Genomic DNA, 17,435 nt, shown 5'->3' on the forward strand with positions numbered 1-17,435 from the left:
GTAAAGTGATGCTCTAAGGTGGAATCAAGATATAAAGGAATGCGTGACGAACCGTCACGCATTCCGTCCTTTTTCTTAAGCTTTCTCCATTTCGTTAAAAATGGTCTCCAACTTAGTCTGAATGGCAGCTTCTATCTTCTCTGCATATTCATCAAATACTTCCTTATCATTCACATACGGAGACATTGCGCAAGCTCTCAGTACGGTTACTTTCTGCTCACGCTCCCATTCTTCTTCGCTGAATCCAAGCGATTTTACGAATGGCAGCGGACTGTTTCCATAGTCAGGAACAGCAAAGTCTGTATGGGACGTAAGGAACTCATTGTAATACAAGCCGCCTTTAACGTATGAGGCGTGTCCATAGAACTCATTGTTCAGCTTGTTCATTACACCAAGGTCTGTATTCCCCTCTTCATTAAACACATAATCGATCATGTTGAAGTCCGGCTTAGTCAATGGGTAAACATTAATGGTTTTCCCGTTAACATGGAACTTTCTGTCCTTTAAGAAGTTATAGAAGTAAAAAGCACCTTCGATACTTGCTCCCATTAATTTTCCGTAGCCCGTTACGTTGAGCGGCAACACCTTGTGTGCAGTCCATACCGCAGCAGCCGTTGCACCCGCTTTGGACCCCTCCAAAATATAAGCTCCAAGCAGTGCCGGAATATCGGCTCCCTTCTCGAACACATACGTAGCAAAGTACGAAATAGCGTCACGCATTCTCTTGTCTTTAACGACAATGGCCCCGGCGGAGTAAGGAATGTAACCCATTTTATGAGGGTCAATCGTAATCGTCTCCACTTTATCCATCGCTTTAAAGGAGTCATAGATGTCCTTCGTTAGCCATTCATTTTTCCCTTGAAAGACACCGTATTTTTTATAAACTTTATCAAGTTTGTCATAATCGATAAACTTATTATATTCATCAAGGAAGATGGATCGTGCATAGCCTCCATAAGCCGCATCCACATGAATGTAGAAGTAGATGCCCTCTTTTTCCAATTTTTCACGCAACTCGACAATCTTGTCAATCCGGTCGATTTGGCCTTCTTCTGTTGTACCAATTACTCCAACGACACCAAGAATAGGTATTTCTTGCGCTGCAAGCTCGCGAATTTTCGCTTCCAGTTTTTCAATGTCCATCCGATAATTGTTGTCTACATCAATTGAAATTACATTATCCAAACCTATACCGATAATGTCAGCAGCTTTCAGCCAGGAATAGTGCTTCGTTTGAGGGATAATCCACTTGCCAAGTTTCTCGATATGTCTGCCGCTCCGAACCGATTTAGCTTTGATATCATCCAGCTTTTCCGGTATTTTCTCCATGATTTCCAAAGTTTCTCTCGTAGACATGTTCAGAAGCTGCCACTCGGACTTGCCCTCTACATGTTCTGGAGCTACTTCTTTAATAGCAAGCGGAAGTGACTTCAAGTTCCGTGCATACCATAAACCCTCCAGGTTAGCGATGGAACCGTCGGCACAAATATGGCCCCAACCCTCATCTTCCTGATATCCCATCAATGTTGCAAGTTCATGGCCGACCTCTTCTTCCATTTCCGAAGTGCCGGGAGAGGATTCATAAGCAACGTTGTTACCATTCCACAATGTAGCAGCTGAATAGGCGATAATGGCCGGCATCAGTGTTTCAGAGTTCATATGTCCCCAAAAACGACCTGCCGTATGCCAAGGCAGCGACTTCGAGCGAAGCTTGGAAGATAATTCATTAAATACGTTGCGAACATGGTCCACCGTATCATTAAAACTTTCCGAGCTTTTATCAAACGGAGTTATAACCGGAGCATCCTGAGGCTGATAATTTTGACGCCAGCCTACATGTTCATCAATCATTTTAAGCAGTAATTCTTTGAAGATATCGACGTTTTCGCCCTTATCGCCTAAAAATAACGCCTTTAAATTAATATCCGTAATTTCAAGTTTCTCATTATGCATTTTTTGTTTCCTCCACTTTTTATTTTTCTTTCTTCCACTCTGGTTTCTTAAATCTGTATATGATCAAAGCGATAGCTACCATGATGACTGTCGCTCCAACCTGGAATATGATGTAGCCTGTATACTGGCTCGGATCAAGAATAGATGGCGGAATCAGACTCACACCGATCGTCAGGGCTACACTGATCAATGACAGGATCGAGATGAACCAGATTAAGCCGTTCCCCTTTGTTCCAAGCCGGAATGGTCTTTCGAGATCTGGCATTGTGTAGCGAAGCTTAATCGCCGAAATGCCGATCAAAGCATAAACGATACAATACAAAATCGTGGTTGTAATGGTAATCATCAAAAAGGCGCTATTGACGTCAGGCACAACAACATATAGCAATGCCACCAAGGAAATCACTGACGCCTGAATGAGAACAAACGTAATCGGGATGCCTCTTTCGCCTCTCTTTTGGAAAAATGGTGGCAGGTTTCCTTCATCAGCAACTTTAATCATGGACTTACTCGGTCCAAGCACCCATGCGCTTAATTGCACCAATACCCCAATCAGAATCATGGCCGAAATAATATTGACAAATATAAGCGGTATGCCGAGATCTTGACAGAAAATAAGGTAAGGCTGCGTAATGTTAGACAGCTCCATTTTCCCTAACGGCACTGCATTGGAAACCGTAAGTCCGGCCACAAGGTTAAAGATAACCAGCAAAATAACCGATGCAATAACCGCAATCGGGTAATTACGCTTTGGATTATCGATATTATTCGCATGTACGGATGAGATTTCTACCCCGGCGAATATAAAGATAATGCCTGATAAATAAGTTAAGCTCCCTAAATCACTAAAATTCGGTAATAAATCCTTGGCCTGAAAGTTGCCCAAATAGCTCTCTTGCTGAATTCCATTTTTAAAAAAGAACCACAACCCGAGAAGTACGAGAAGCACAAATGGAATGTATACCCCAATCACCGCTCCCCAGTTACCCCCTATTTTTACCATATCAAATTTAATATTTAGGATCGTGACCCCCCAATACGAAATTAAAATAACCGCAAAAATAAACAGGTTATTGGAAGACAGCTCTGGTTTGTTAATGACATATCCAAAGAGCACACCAACGGTTGAGGCCACCATTACCATGCCGAAGAACATCTGAACCCACAGCAGCCAGGAGGTTACAAATCCCCATTTTTCGCCTAATGCCTTCTTTACCCATACTTGCGGCCCTCCCTCTTCTCCCGAAAATCCAGTGGAAAGCTCGGCGGACATCAAAGCGATGGGAAGTGCGAACAATATCGCTGCAACAAGCATGTAAAATATTTGCGTCCAGCCTGTGATCGATAGTGTCGGGACACTTCGAACCGTTCCAAAGAAAGCCATCGTAATCCCGATCAACCCAAATAGTGTTAACTGTTTTGATTTGGCCATTTATCTGCCCTTCTTTCTGTCCTTTTAAGTCGTATTTGGTCGTGATTATCACTGAATGGCTTTATGATGTCTAAATGTATGGATTTGTATTCTAAAAACCTGAATTTTTTCAACAGCAAAAAAAGGACTTTCCCATCGCCCATATTGGCATTGGAAAAGTCCCTTTTACCTGCAAAATGCGTTTATCCGAGCCTGTATTATTTAACAAGCTTCACCAAACTATAAGTTTTCTTCCCTTTACGAATAATAATAAATCTTCCATCAAATGAATTGTCAGGTGTGACATCCATATTCACATCATTGACACGCTCACCGTTCATGGTGATTGCTCCGTTTGCGATATCTTCTCTGGCTTGACGCTTCGAAGGCTCGATACCTAGATCGACTAACCAATCCACAATGTTTTTGGTTTCTGTAGAAGCTTCGAAGGTTGGCATATCTTTGAATCCTTGCTCGATTTCATCAGCTGTCAGAGACTTGATATCACCACTGAACAATGCTTCTGTTATTTTCTTCGCCTGTTTCAAGGCTTCTTCACCATGTACAAATTGGGTCATCTCTTCTGCCAATACCTTTTGCGCTTCCCGCTTATGAGGCTCGGTTTTCACTTTTGCCTCCAGGCCATCAATCGTTTCTTTGTCGAGGAAGGTAAAGAATTTCAAGTATTTCACGACATCGCGGTCATCCGTATTGGCCCAGAACTGGTAAAACTCAAACGGTGTCGTCTTGTTCGCATCCAGCCATATAGCTCCGCCGGCTGTCTTACCAAATTTCGTACCGTCTGCTTTCAGCATCAATGGAATGGTTAGTCCGAACGCCTGCGCTTCAGGTCCTTCTTTTTTACGGATCAAGTCCAGACCACTCGTAATGTTACCCCACTGATCAGCGCCACCGATCTGAAGCTGAACATCTTCATTCTTGAAGAGGTGATGAAAGTCTATCGACTGAAGAATCTGGTATGAGAATTCAGTAAATGAAATCCCGCTTTCCAGACGGCTTGCTACGATATCTTTGGCTAACATCGTATTGACACTGAAATTTTTGCCGTAGTCACGCAAGAAATCCAAAATGTTTAAGTTGTGTGTCCAGTCGTAGTTGTTTACCATTTTCAATTTATTATTGCTATCTGTATCGAACAGTTTTTTCATCTGTGCAGTCAATGCATCAACATTCGCTTGGACCTGCTCCATAGTTTGCAGTTGACGTTCTGTTGAACGGCCACTTGGATCACCGATTGTACCGGTTGCTCCGCCGATCAGAATTACAGGTCGATGTCCTGCCAACTGGAATCGCTTCAACATCATAAATGGAATCAGATGACCGATATGCATACTATCGCCCGTTGGATCAACACCACAGTATAGAGAAATACTTTTCTTTTCTACTAATTCGCGAAGTCCTTCTGCATCAGTCTGCTGGTTAATTGCTCCACGCCATTCCAGTTCATCAATAATGTTCATCATTTCCACTCCTTTATGTGGTGTTTATTGTATTTAAAAACCAAAAAAATCGTCTCCTTGTCTATTGTAGACATAGGGACGATTTATTAACCGTGTTACCACCCAGCTTGCATTATTAGCGCTGCAGTCACTAATAATGCCACTCTCGGCAATGATATCGATTGCCAAACCGCTTAGCGTTAACTAAGATACTCCAGAGTGTAATTCACAGGTTTGTGTGTGCTAGGTTCCATCAACCCCTAGCTTTCTGGAAACAGGGACAAAGCTGCTACTTATCTCCTTCATTGTATTTGTTGTTTTTGATTAACGTCAGTATATTGAATTTAAATCGGGTTGTCAAACCTCTTCTGTCATGTATGTTTTTCCAAACCGTGCAAACCCACGAAACCCCTCTTAATCAATGTAAGAGGGGTTTCCTTTATATAAAGAAATGTATAAGGGGTATTTTCATAATAAGTCCTGAATCTTAATAAGAGATTAAATTAACATTAGGGGTACATAAATCTTGTTCAAACTAATTGCGTCTGAGATAAAAAACGCACGAAGTCCCTCTAACCGAGCTTAGAGGGACTTCACTATATATAAAGGAGTTATCTATATAGTAAGATGCAAGACTTAATGGCAGGTTAATTTAACATTAGAGAAAAATAAAAACTTAATTTTCCTCTCAATCATCGTAGATTCATTCTAGTTACACTCGTTAGCCCCGTCCCATACATTTTGTTAACTTGCTTGCAACGCAAAATTTCCACGCTGATCTTCTCCTGTAGTTGCTGATGGCTTCAATGTACCAAGCCAAAATGACATTACGGTGACAGCAGGAAACTCAATCGTTATAGATCTTTACAACAAAACGTGCACCGCCCTCAGGCTTATTTTCCGCTCGAATCGAACCATTTAGCTTCTCTATAACTGACTTTGCCAATGCCAAACCAATTCCAATGCTATCTTTGCTTGCCGTTTTTCCTTTATAAAAATCGTTCGAATAAATGTGGAGTATCCTCCTTTATAAAGCCAGACCCTGTATCTTCGACAACAATTTGTGTACAGATCGGATTCTGATCGCAAGCAATCGTTATGCTTCCCCCACCCGGTGTATGTTCTGAGCAATTCTTCACCAGATTAAGCAAAGCTTCTGTTGTCCAGTTGTGAACTGTAATTTCCATTTTAGAACTGATTGTTCTTACGAGTATACCGGAATTACAAGTAAATTTATATGAAAGTATATATTCATATAAACTGGGGCTTTGATTTACTCGCAAAATAAAAACCTCTCCATTCAAATAATTTGAGAGGTCTTTATCATTGTATTTTTCTTTTTGAAAGAATAACCACCTCCAACCACATTAACAATATTTTATATCGTTATATGTGATGCCAGAAATCAAACAATAAATCAATGACCGTAAAAATTATTGCCAAAGCTAGTGACAAAAAAAGACTATGTTTTATGTCAGTAAACCCAAACCGATATTCAGGTTTCGAAGCGTTTTTAACGGCTATAACGATGCTCACAAATATAGATATGCCAAAAGCAAGCAAGAAATTTTTTACGAGTAGTGTAGTCATTTTTACATTGCCTTTCTAAGTGAAATGTTCATTATATGATATTATTTATGATCTCAATAAATTGTTCTTTTATATTGCCTAGTTGTTTGTTTCTAATTTCTATGTTTTCTAAAATCATAACTATCCTTGTTTACATCAAGCTGCTTATCATTAATTATGATAATATTTTCGTAGTAGGTGAATCGAAGCTTAAAATCAAATCTCCTTTTGGTAGAAAAAGCAAAGTAAAGGTAGACAGATAAAAATAAATGGCGATAGATACAACTATAAAGACAGTTATCCATAATCCCCAATGTTTTTTCATTATGTATTGTTTTGACAAATGCAGCAAAACCACCTCCTGCTTTCAATTCAGCCTCAGTGAATCGCTTTTATTTTACGCTTTTAAGTGCTACCCTATAATTCTTATGTTGACTTAGAATAAATTCCTATTCTTTTTTGATCATTAATATGATATTGTCTGCAAGCTCTCGATCCTCTGGATTATTAGATAACTGCATTAAAGATTCTTGAATCTTTTCAACATGACTAATAGGTTGATTATTTAGATATTCATGTCTTAATGTATTTGCTAATATGGAAATAAATCGTATCTTACTTTTATTGTAGGTAGTATACTTTTCCAAAGCACTTGCCTTAAATGCATGCTCTAAAGATATGATTGAAGGAGGTTTACCTTCTTCTAGCCCTGCTGAAATTCGACCGATCGCAGCTGCAAAATCAGAATTAATGGTTAACTGCTCCTTTTTATTTTCTGAGTGAATATGATACTGAACAAGATTAGCGCCTAGCAAAAACACAAAGAGAATAGTTAGTATAATTTTATATAGTCTCATAAAAAAATCTTCCTCCGAATGTAATACGATGGATTGCGTTGCGAAGTAAGCTGTAAGAATTAGAAATCTAAGCCTTGTTCTCATTGTTAAATCTCATAGATGTTTTCATGTAGACTGGCCAGCCCAACCATTCAAACCCTACCATATTTAGGTTTTCATTGTAAACTTTGATCAATTAAAGGCTGAAGGAAATTTACACATAATGGAACCTATCCGCCGACTCTTGCGTATATACCTTGAAGGGAGCTGATAAAATGAATGGATTTTTATTGTTATTTATAGCCATTATATTGATTGGATTTGGGATCTGGATTAGAAAGAAGCCTGATTTCGGGTGGCAGTTCAACGAAGGATGGAAAGTAAATGGCGATTCTGAACCAAGCTATGCCTATCTTGAATGGGCTAAATTCGGTGGATTAATTACGATATGCTTAGGCTCCATATTTTTAGTGTTTGGATTGATGACGATATTTTTATAGTATTTCTGTTTGTACAGCCTTCATACCTCCCCCTCTAAAACTAAAAATTCAATATACTCCTAAAAAGAAGTAAAACATCGGATGTGAATAGACATGCCTAAATTACGACTATTTGTTATAGTTCTCTGTTTGTTTCTTGCTGGCTGTAGCAATGATTATCAGGATATGTCGTTTGAAAATATTAATCGTCAATTGGATGAAGCCGCTGGAACCGAAAATAATCTTTGGTTTGTGCCTGCCAACTTCAGTGTAAGTTCATTTAATATAAAGTCTGGAAATAATAAACTAGTTTATACTTGGACATTTACATTTCACGAGAAATTTTATCAAAAATTATTAAACACAAAACCAAAAATATATTACAAATTACTTTTTCCAAAAGAAGTCTCAAATATTCTTAAAGTTGAAGAATCCGATTATTTTCAACTTCAACCTATCGAACCTGATGGGGAAAGAAAGTACGCTATAGAATTACCACTGTTTATGAACAATGAATTATCAGATGAAGAGATTGAGCTGCTACTTAATAACTTGGATTATAATCTTATGATATATGATGACAATTACAAACCAATTAGTATGTTTGGAATTAATAAAGATTCAATGGATAGAACAGTTAATTATAAATAAGTTGAGATTCTTATTTTAATGGGATCCTGAACCAAGCTATGCCTATCTTGAATGGGCTAAATTCGGTGGATTAATTACGATATGCTTAGGCTCCATATTTTTAGTGTTTGGATTGATGACGATATTTTTATAGTATTTCTGTTTGTACAGCCTTCATACTTCCCCCCTCTAAAACTAAAAATCCAATATACTCCTAAATAAATGGTATAATAAAACAAAAAAGGAGTGTTCACCCTTGAAAAAATCTTTTGTCAAAACTGTCGCAACATTAATAGTAGGCATGATGATTGGATCAGCAACTGTAGTGGCTGCTGCCCCCGATACGGTCCAAGCTGTATTATCCAAGTTTAAAATTATCGTTGACGGAGAACAACAAACACTTAAATCAGATCCACTTGTTTATAAAGGCACCACCTACCTTCCGGTTCGTGAGATTGCAAGTATGTTAGATGCCGAAGTGTCTTCAGTCGATAACAAGTCTAAAAAAATCGAATTGAAAACAAATAAATCACAAACACCAACAACACAAAAAAACGTACAACCAGAGCCACCAAAACCACTCAAACTCAAGCTCAATGAAACAGTTACTAGAAATGATATGACCTTAACAATAAAAGGCGTGAACTATACCGATTTTATCCCTTATGCATCCGAAGCAACATCTGGTATGATTGCCGAAAAAGGAAACAAGTTTGCTCTCATCCAATTTGAAGCGACGTTAAAAGCTGATCCGAAGGACAGATCATCCTGGGGAGCCTTGGATTTTTTTGATCATGCTATGATTGGCGGCAAAAAAATAAGTGCAGCTTCCTCATACGACCATATTAATTTGTTGAATGGCGAGACAAAAACTGTCCAAATTTTGATTACCTTGCCGGAAAACACAAGCATCACTTCGATCACCTTCAGAAACCCAAGTGACAATTCGATTTTTGGATCCATCACTCTCTAATTGCCTTCATCCCTTAACTGAACAATTTAATAAAAACATGAGATATACGCCCAATTCTCGGGCGTTATTTTTATTTCCCACAAAGCAATTAGATCAGTCTCCTTTTATTTGATTAGCCAATTTTTCAGAAATCACAAAATAATGATCGACTAATAGCACCAGGATTCCTCTCAAGTTTATTGATATCAATGACAAGTCTCTGATCGTCTTTTAATTTTTTTCGATTGCAATGTTTACAAAAACATTAATGTGATACCACGATCCTAAATGTTTTCTTGATTCTATTGCTATTCTCCTTTCCACATCAAAATTATGACAATGTACAAAACTACATCCATATAACACATCATTAGGCTGAAAAATAAGGTAAACTTATAGTTAAAGCATTATTGAAACATGGGGGATTGTATGAATTATATAAATAGCTTAAGTGCTGAAATAATAAGTATGATTTCAAATATATTGTTATTTTCATCCGTTCCTTTTATCTGGTATATCATTCGGAATAAAAGCTTTAAGGGCTTCTTCCAATCCATTGGTATTTTTAAACCTAAGAAGTTCAATTCACTTGAAGTAATAATTATGATAGTGACAGTTTATATTATTACTTTAGCTGCAAATATCATTGTAATAGAGTCCGGGAACAGTTTACGAAGTAGTGAAGGTCTGGAATATACAGGGATTTCCATTGTTTTGTCCATTATTATTTACGGTCTCAAAACAGGGATTGCTGAGGAAATATTTTTTAGAGGGTTTATTGCCAAAAAATTATTTTCTATCTTAGGATATAAAAAAGGAAACCTTATTCAAGCAGCTATATTTGCTTTACCTCACTTCGTAATAAACGGCTCAGCATCTTATATTGACATTATTGTTAGAATAATAAATGCTTTCTTATTAGGATATACATTTGGTTATATTCTTGAGAAGAAAAGTAACGGCAGCATTCTTCCTGTTATGATAGCCCACATTTTAATTAATATAACTTCAAGCAGCATATTAATGCTTCTATACAATAACTAAGGTATCAGAGACTTATATGAGTGATCAGCTTTTCAGAAATTTGGAGAACGGGACATATGAAACAGAGAGTCGAATACATTCGGCTCTCTGTTCTAATAGAATGGCAAAGCTACTCTTCACTTGAAAATAGCCAAAGATGACCGTACTACGGTGCCACCATATAAGCTTCACGCCCATTATACTTAAATGGCTTAACATAGACAGTACCCTTCAACCCGTTCTTATCGAACGTAAGCGTGCCATCTGTTCTTACATACTCGTCTGCTTGCAGCGGTGTAATAAGATAATCTCCTTTTTTGGTCTCATTATAGGTAAGCATTCTCAACATCGAGCGTTCTTTCAATTCTAACTTTCCAGCACTCGTTGAGAATTGGGTAGACATTTTCATAATGACATAGCCTGGCTCATAACCTTTCAATGTAATAAATCCTGTTGTGCCGAACGCACCTCTTTTAATATCTGGTGGAATCAATAAGAGTGGTATATTGGGGTCATCCAACGCTTTTTTCAGCGGATCAAGCGTAATGGCAAGATCCGTATTAAACTGTGCAATCGTTGCCTCACGTTCTGCTATAATCTTGTCATCCGCTTGCTGAGGTATCGGCGTAACACCCTCCAGAAGTTGTTCAATCGGAGTATGCCCCTCTGTCATCAACCCCTTCCAATCCTTGTTCAATGCATCCAACAAGAACGCCGACCAACTCCCAATTAGGTATGATTCTTGATCGAAGGTAATAAAGCCATTCATATTAATATCTTGATACTGCTTTGTGAAAAAATCACGTATTTGCTGGGCTGATGCGCTACCTTCGAGAGCATTGTACATCACTGACATTTTGTCAATATACGATGCTATACCTTCTATAGTATCGTAATACAGACTATTTTCGTATTCAGTAGGATTGTCTTGTTTATACTGTTGATACCAATAAGCAGCATGACCGAGATGCATGGGGGTTGCTTCTGGATCCGTATACGCTTGATACAAGGCCTGAAAAAGCATTGCTCGTTGGATTCGTGGTTTTACTTCAGCTGGATAAATGGATGAACGGGAATAGTTTTTATTCGGATCTTGTACTATTGGCCATGACGGTTGATCGTAGAAATGAAACATTTCATGTGTAGCGATTATAAAGCTTATTGGCGTACTCGTATGAGGCTCGAATCGATCCTGAAGGGGCTTATCTTTATCAACAAAAATGGCAACTGCCTTCTTGCCGTTCCAATCCAGTGCTTTATACTGGCTGTCAAAATACAGTTCTAACGGTAGTCCCGGATTGGACGGTTCGACTAGCTTATAGCCTGACGTGGTTATCTCGTACGTTTGTTCGCCATTCGTGAGGAGTATAAGACGAGATTGATACTGAGTGTCTGGCCATAGCTTGTCCAAAGCTGGCCAAGCGTGCAGTGCCGCCATAAATGCCATTTGTGCCTCATATTCGAGGAGCTCTGCGGCTGAAGTTAGCTTCTGATCCGTTAGCTGCTGCGAGGAAGTAGAAGCAGAGATCTCTGTAGGCAGAGCTTCAGCATATGCCGAACTGCTTAATAGCGGTATCATTGAAAATAATAAGCAAACCGTCAACAAGCCGCATAAGTAGTGCTTGTAAGGAGCAAGCTTTCTCTCGTGCATAAGTTTACCTCCCAAAATTTTACTACAACCAAATTTAGTAAGCTGCAAGATGAAAATGCTCTATAACGCAAATTTTCCCTCCTCACATAATTGATTTGATATACAATTATATTCCATAATCGGTTATGTAATCCTGCCCGTTAGTTGAAGCTTATCGGTTAGTATTATAAATCTATAAAATGCAAAGATTGTTCGATGGTCTTCCCACTAGATTAATCTACCTTGATAGCTTTACCTAACTGAAAGCATAAAAAAACACACTCCCTAATAGAAAGCGTGTAACCGAAAAAATAAAGGTTTATTTCGCAGATATATTAAATATTGATACTCAATTGTAAGAAAGGCTCCCTCTCGGGAGCCTTTTAAATAGCGGTATTATAAGGTTTGTAGACCTTAACTTACATCATGCCGCCCATTCCGCCCATGCCACCCATATCAGGTGCTGCTGGCTTTTCTGGTTCTGGCTTGTCAGCGATAACCGCTTCAGTAGTCAAGAACATCGCTGCTACGGAAGCTGCGTTTTGCAGTGCGGAACGAGTTACTTTCGCAGGGTCAACGATACCTGCTTCGAACATGTTCACCCACTCATCGGTAGCCGCATTGTATCCGATGCCGATGTCTTCTTTCTTCAGACGCTCAACGATGACGGAACCTTCTTGACCCGCATTCGATGCAATCGTGCGGATTGGCTCTTCCAGAGCACGCATAACGATGTTCACGCCAGTCTTCTCGTCACCTTCTACATTTACAGCAGCAACAGCATTGTATACGTTCACGAGTGCAGTACCACCACCGGATACCATACCCTCTTCAACCGCAGCGCGAGTTGCGTTCAGAGCATCTTCGATGCGCAGTTTACGCTCTTTCAGCTCAGTTTCAGTAGCCGCACCAACTTTGATAACAGCTACGCCGCCAGCCAATTTAGCCAGACGCTCTTGCAGCTTCTCTTTATCGAATTCGGAAGTTGTTTCTTCCAGTTGGTTACGGATTTGCTTAATACGAGCTTCGATATCTTCTTTTTTACCAGCACCGTCAACGATGATCGTGTTCTCTTTCGTAACACGAACTTGACGAGCAGTACCGAGTTGATCGATCGTAGCGGATTTCAGGTCGAGTCCAAGCTCTTCTGTAATCACTTGACCACCAGTCAATGCAGCGATGTCTTGCAGCATCGCTTTGCGGCGATCACCAAAGCCAGGTGCTTTTACAGCAACCGCGTTGAATGTTCCGCGCAGCTTGTTCACGATCAGCATCGCTTGAGCTTCGCCTTCGATATCTTCAGCGATCAGAACGAGTGGCTTGCTTTGTTGTACGATTTTCTCAAGGATCGGAAGGATTTCTTGAGTGTTGCTTATTTTCTTATCGGTAATCAGGATGTATGGATCGTCAAGGACAGCTTCCATTTTATCCGTATCTGTAATCATGTATGGAGAGATGTAGCCACGGTCAAACTGCATACCTTCTACAACTTCCAGCTCAGTCAGGAATCCGCGGGATTCTTCAACGGTAATAACACCGTCTTTACCAACTTTATCCATAGCTTCTGCAATCAGTTGACCTACTTCTTCATCGTCAGCGGAAACGGAAGCAACTTGAGCGATTTCCTGATGGTTTTTAACTTCTTTCGCAATGTTTTTAAGCTCGGCTACAGCAGCCTTAACCGCTTTGTCCATACCTCTGCGAACGCTCATAGGATTTGCACCAGCGGTTACGTTTTTCAATCCTTCACGGATCATTGCTTGAGCAAGAACCGTAGCGGTTGTCGTACCGTCACCGGCAACATCGTTAGTCTTAGTCGCTACCTCTTTAACGAGCTGAGCACCCATGTTTTCGAATGCATCTTCAAGTTCGATTTCTTTAGCAATCGTTACACCGTCATTAGTAATGAGCGGGCTTCCGAATTTCTTCTCAAGAACCACGTTGCGGCCTTTCGGTCCGAGTGTTACTTTAACTGCATTTGCCAAAGCATCTACACCACGAAGCATTGCGCGGCGAGCATCTTCACTGAACTTAATGTCTTTTGCCATGGTATTACATTACCTCCCTAGTGGATTAATGAATGTTTAAACAGATATATTCAGGCGTTCATTAGCCTAAGATCGCGTGGATGTCGCTTTCTTTCATAATCAAATATTCTTTACCTTCGTATTTGATCTCCGTGCCAGCGTATTTAGAGAAAATAACACGGTCGCCCTCTTTAACTTCCAAAGGTACGCGAGTGCCATCTTTAATGGAGCCGCTGCCTACAGCGATTACTTTACCTTCTTGCGGCTTTTCCTTAGCAGAGTCAGGAAGTACAATCCCGAATGCCGTAGTTTCTTCTTGTTCGATCGGTTCTACCAATACGCGTTCACCTAAAGGTCTGATCATGAAAAAATAGCCTCCTTTAAAATATGTTGTCGTGCTTTTGGATTAAAGCCTTATTCGTTAGCACTCGACTGCCGTCAGTGCTAACAACCAATTTTATGATACTCAAGTTGCTTAAAGATTTCAAGTCCTTTGCATTTATTTTTTACTCTTTTTTTCCCTTAAAATGTATTTTACCTAGTTCTTCAGCAAACCCATTCTTCCATTCTATCCGTAGATAGGCAAAATATGCTTGGAGAAAACATGCCTCAGTCATACGATCTTGCCACCGTGGGCGCCCTAAAGCTCTATCTCACGAAGCTACCGCGCTTCGGGCTGCTGCAGCCGCCAAAGCCCGTATCTCGTGCCGCCGTCAGGCAAGCACTCCCGCTTGCAGACACAGGCGGCGGCTTACACGCGCCAGGCCCAGGCGGTCATATATGACCGCACCGCAGCACCGCAGGCAGTAGCAGTACCGCAACTCCCAACCGTATTCACGGTAACCCCCTTACAGCCTCGGATCAATCTCCTTCTCTTTTTCCATCTCAAACATCAGCTGGACTGCTATCGATTTGTATTCCTCATGATTTGGGGTAATATCTTCGTATTTTACAGCAAGCATCTGATTTCCCAACTGATACTCGGTTATAGAAGTACGAAGCTTTTTGTGTATGCTTTTTTGTTTCAACAGCTTGGCGTATTTGTGTGGAAAACGGTAATCATATCCGTAAATAATCGACAGATATTCCGGATTACGCACCTTCAAATATGGAACAACGTGAGCCTGTACTTTTTCTGGCTTTATTACAACGCCTTCCATTCGCTTTTCCGTCGTCAGTTTGGAGAAGAAATCCTCCGCTTGCTTATAGCTGTCCGTCGCATTTAAATCCAATGCCAAATGCCCATCCTCATTCAAAAAGCGAAACATCTCCGAGGTCTTCATATCCGGAATTCGTTCCTCCCCGCTCTCCAAAACCTCCTTCAATATAGCAAACGGCTTGTAACTGAGCTCTGCGTCACCTGCATAAATGTCCAACTGCTTTTTATACATTGCATATGCTTTCTCATGTTCTGATAGCGGCATATAGGATCTCCGGGCAGCCCTCATATTTTTATAAGATTGATAATGACTGGAGCCATGTTTTTCTATCAATGACGATTTGGAAAATTGGAACTGTTCTTTCTCAAACCCGCTTGCATCATAAGCTGCCAGCAGTTCACCGAATGCCTTCTCAAACCCCGTTTCCTTCAAAAACTGTGTCTCAGTCTCAAGCGCACGAGCAATGGGCTGAAACTGCCTTCTGATCAAGCCTTCTCCAAGCGCCTTCCACGGCAGCAGCTCCCCATCCAGCAGCATCATTTCAAGCCCTTCCGTTCGCATATAGGATGCGAACTTTACCTGAAGCTGTTCATAAATAGCTGACAGATCCACGCCGCGAATCTGGTAACCGTTACGACTAACAGCATAGCAGCGATCAATATCACGGTAGAGATAAATATTGCATCTCGATCCCATGTATTTGGGTTCCAGCACGACTTCAGATATCCCCTGCTCCTTGTAATAATCAAGTCCACGTGCTAGTGACTCCAGGTCTCCCGCCTCCATATCCTTATCAGCTGGCGACATCGTTCCAGAAATAAAATTGACCTTATGTTTGGAGCAATAATCCAATCTTCGCAGCGCTTCATGATCCAGATCCTCAATGCTGATCTTGTTCTGCTCTGATCTCTTAAACAATTCAGGCAGTTCCTCCTGAAGAATGGACCGTTCTGCATCCATAAGCGGCGATTTATAGCTTCTGTAGACCGGCCTCTGTCCGATCACAACCGAGGTCAGCATGTGCCCATGTACACTTCCGGTATCGATATGAATTTTATTTTTGATCCGAAACGGTTTTTTCGCAGCGATATGCCCAAATATATGATATGGATGATTAGTGACAGCTTCCTCTTCAAGAAAAGAAAGCTGCTGCTCGATCGTAACCTCAAGCTCCTGTCGATCCAGACGAAATGACCGCTGGTGACGCATGGAATGGCTATCCAGTTTACCGATATATTTATTCCGACAAGGAGCATGTGTCACATAGTAAGATGGCCCGCCTTGGCCGATCCATCGATAGAAGGGCTTAGAGCGACTAACCAGTTCATTAAACCTCTGCAGCAACATCTCATCCCCGCCAAGCGTTTCCGTTGAGTCAAAATAACTACGCAGCAGCTCCGGATCAGCGCCCTTGATCTCCCCTCTCATATACTTGTAGACGAAGTTTTCATGATTCCCCGTCAAAAGCAGGAAATGCTCACGGTTAATATAGAGAAAATCAATGATTTCCCTCGTACGCTTCCCTTTATCAATCCAATCCCCCGCCAAAATAATACGAGTGTTCCGCACCCTATCCGTGACAACCAGCTTGCCTGCAACCAGCTCATATCCATAGCTCTTCAAAAGGCCCTGCAGCGCATCGACACGTTCATGTACATCCCCAACGATAATATATTTTTCATCTTGAAGAAGAATGGAAGATAAATATTCCTCTTTATTGTTTACAATCACTTCATAGACAGGATTCAGGCGCGCTCCATCTGAAGCCAGAAAATCCTTGGCCCGCACTTTATGAATCGCATCATATCCCTCACGCGCGAGAACAGGAAGAACCTCTTTTTTCAATCGGCTAATATGTGTCGAAATCAGCTTCTTGGAGCGATCCGAGGCGTAATAGTCTGCCCGTTTGCGATAATCAAACAGGATCACTTCCACCCGGTAGTTATTATCACGTGCCACCTGAAGCACTTTGCTTCGAAAATCATCCGACAACGCCGTCGTATCCACAACAACAAAATCAGCCTGAATCGGAAAAGAAGTCGTCAATTTCAGCCGTTCGAACAATAACTGGAACGCGTGTGAACTTGCCTCCAACATCACTTGATCATATTTATCGTAGCTGTACCCGAGCAGCTCCTGCCGGATTGCATCAGAAGACAAATACTGGACATTGCTTTTATAATTTTTTTGCGGGTACTCCCACTGCAACGCTGGAATAAGAACTTCTTTCGCAAACGTCGTTTTTCCGCATTCTGTCGGTCCTACCAGCAAAAAGATCGTATGCATTTTGGTATGAATTTTCACG

General features: G+C 40.7%; 13 protein-coding genes, 1 pseudogene and 1 other annotated feature. Of the genes and pseudogenes, 4 read left to right on the forward strand and 10 right to left on the reverse strand.

Translation table 11 applies throughout. The features are described from left to right. Window positions 1-75: 75 nt before the first annotated feature. From tdc to C8268_RS05525, 6 genes and pseudogenes are all read right to left on the reverse strand, one after another. Window positions 76-1,953 carry a tyrosine decarboxylase gene (gene tdc, locus C8268_RS05500; RefSeq protein WP_106766746.1) on the reverse strand — a complete coding sequence of 626 codons (1,878 nt, stop codon included), beginning with the start codon at window positions 1,951-1,953 and terminating at the stop codon, window positions 76-78. Between the two features lie 19 nt (window positions 1,954-1,972). Further along, window positions 1,973-3,385, reverse strand: a complete 1,413-nt coding sequence (gene tyrP, locus C8268_RS05505; protein ID WP_106766747.1) for a tyrosine-tyramine antiporter — start codon at window positions 3,383-3,385, stop codon at window positions 1,973-1,975. 197 nt (window positions 3,386-3,582) lie between these two features. Further along, window positions 3,583-4,845 (reverse strand): tyrosine--tRNA ligase, encoded by a 1,263-nt coding sequence (gene tyrS, locus C8268_RS05510; protein WP_106766748.1) that lies wholly within the window; start codon window positions 4,843-4,845, stop codon window positions 3,583-3,585. A 71-nt stretch (window positions 4,846-4,916) separates the two neighbouring features. After that, window positions 4,917-5,139, reverse strand: a binding site (T-box leader). A gap of 532 nt (window positions 5,140-5,671) precedes the next feature. After that, a pseudogene (locus C8268_RS23500) lies at window positions 5,672-6,011 on the reverse strand (sensor histidine kinase). 557 nt (window positions 6,012-6,568) lie between these two features. Continuing rightward, a complete protein-coding gene (locus C8268_RS23595; protein ID WP_474646568.1) occupies window positions 6,569-6,718 on the reverse strand; it encodes a DUF5412 family protein in 150 nt (49 codons plus the stop codon). 124 nt (window positions 6,719-6,842) lie between these two features. Continuing rightward, window positions 6,843-7,250, reverse strand: coding sequence for a hypothetical protein (locus tag C8268_RS05525; protein WP_106766751.1), 408 nt, complete (start codon window positions 7,248-7,250; stop codon window positions 6,843-6,845). 254 nt (window positions 7,251-7,504) lie between these two features. On the opposite strand from C8268_RS05525, the gene C8268_RS05530 reads away from it, so the two are divergent. The 4 genes from C8268_RS05530 (at window position 7,505) to C8268_RS05545 (ending at window position 10,334) form a co-directional block, all read left to right on the forward strand. Further along, on the forward strand, window positions 7,505-7,729 hold the full coding sequence (locus C8268_RS05530) for a DUF6199 family natural product biosynthesis protein (RefSeq protein ID WP_106766752.1): 225 nt from the start codon (window positions 7,505-7,507) through the stop codon (window positions 7,727-7,729). 93 nt (window positions 7,730-7,822) lie between these two features. Next, on the forward strand, window positions 7,823-8,359 hold the full coding sequence (locus tag C8268_RS05535; protein WP_106766753.1) for a hypothetical protein: 537 nt from the start codon (window positions 7,823-7,825) through the stop codon (window positions 8,357-8,359). 235 nt (window positions 8,360-8,594) lie between these two features. Next, a complete protein-coding gene (locus C8268_RS05540; RefSeq protein ID WP_106766754.1) occupies window positions 8,595-9,311 on the forward strand; it encodes a stalk domain-containing protein in 717 nt (238 codons plus the stop codon). Window positions 9,312-9,719: 408 nt separating this feature from the next. Then, window positions 9,720-10,334, forward strand: a complete 615-nt coding sequence (locus C8268_RS05545) for a CPBP family intramembrane glutamic endopeptidase (RefSeq protein ID WP_158702684.1) — start codon at window positions 9,720-9,722, stop codon at window positions 10,332-10,334. Window positions 10,335-10,479: 145 nt separating this feature from the next. Here C8268_RS05545 and C8268_RS05550 read toward each other — a convergent pair whose 3' ends face one another. From C8268_RS05550 to C8268_RS05570, 4 genes are all read right to left on the reverse strand, one after another. Continuing rightward, window positions 10,480-11,964, reverse strand: coding sequence for a hypothetical protein (locus tag C8268_RS05550; protein WP_106766756.1), 1,485 nt, complete (start codon window positions 11,962-11,964; stop codon window positions 10,480-10,482). Between the two features lie 398 nt (window positions 11,965-12,362). Next, window positions 12,363-13,991: a chaperonin GroEL gene (gene groL / locus C8268_RS05555; protein WP_106766757.1), complete on the reverse strand. Its 1,629-nt coding sequence runs from the start codon at window positions 13,989-13,991 to the stop codon at window positions 12,363-12,365. A gap of 61 nt (window positions 13,992-14,052) precedes the next feature. Next, entirely contained in the window at window positions 14,053-14,334 is a 282-nt protein-coding gene (groES, locus tag C8268_RS05560; RefSeq protein WP_106766758.1) for a co-chaperone GroES, read from the reverse strand. A 484-nt stretch (window positions 14,335-14,818) separates the two neighbouring features. Next, a complete protein-coding gene (locus tag C8268_RS05570; RefSeq protein ID WP_106766760.1) occupies window positions 14,819-17,434 on the reverse strand; it encodes an AAA family ATPase in 2,616 nt (871 codons plus the stop codon). Window position 17,435 lies beyond the last annotated feature (1 nt).

Source organism: Paenibacillus faecalis (assembly GCF_900289175.1).
In the GTDB taxonomy this organism is placed as follows: domain Bacteria; phylum Bacillota; class Bacilli; order Paenibacillales; family Paenibacillaceae; genus Paenibacillus_AQ; species Paenibacillus_AQ faecalis.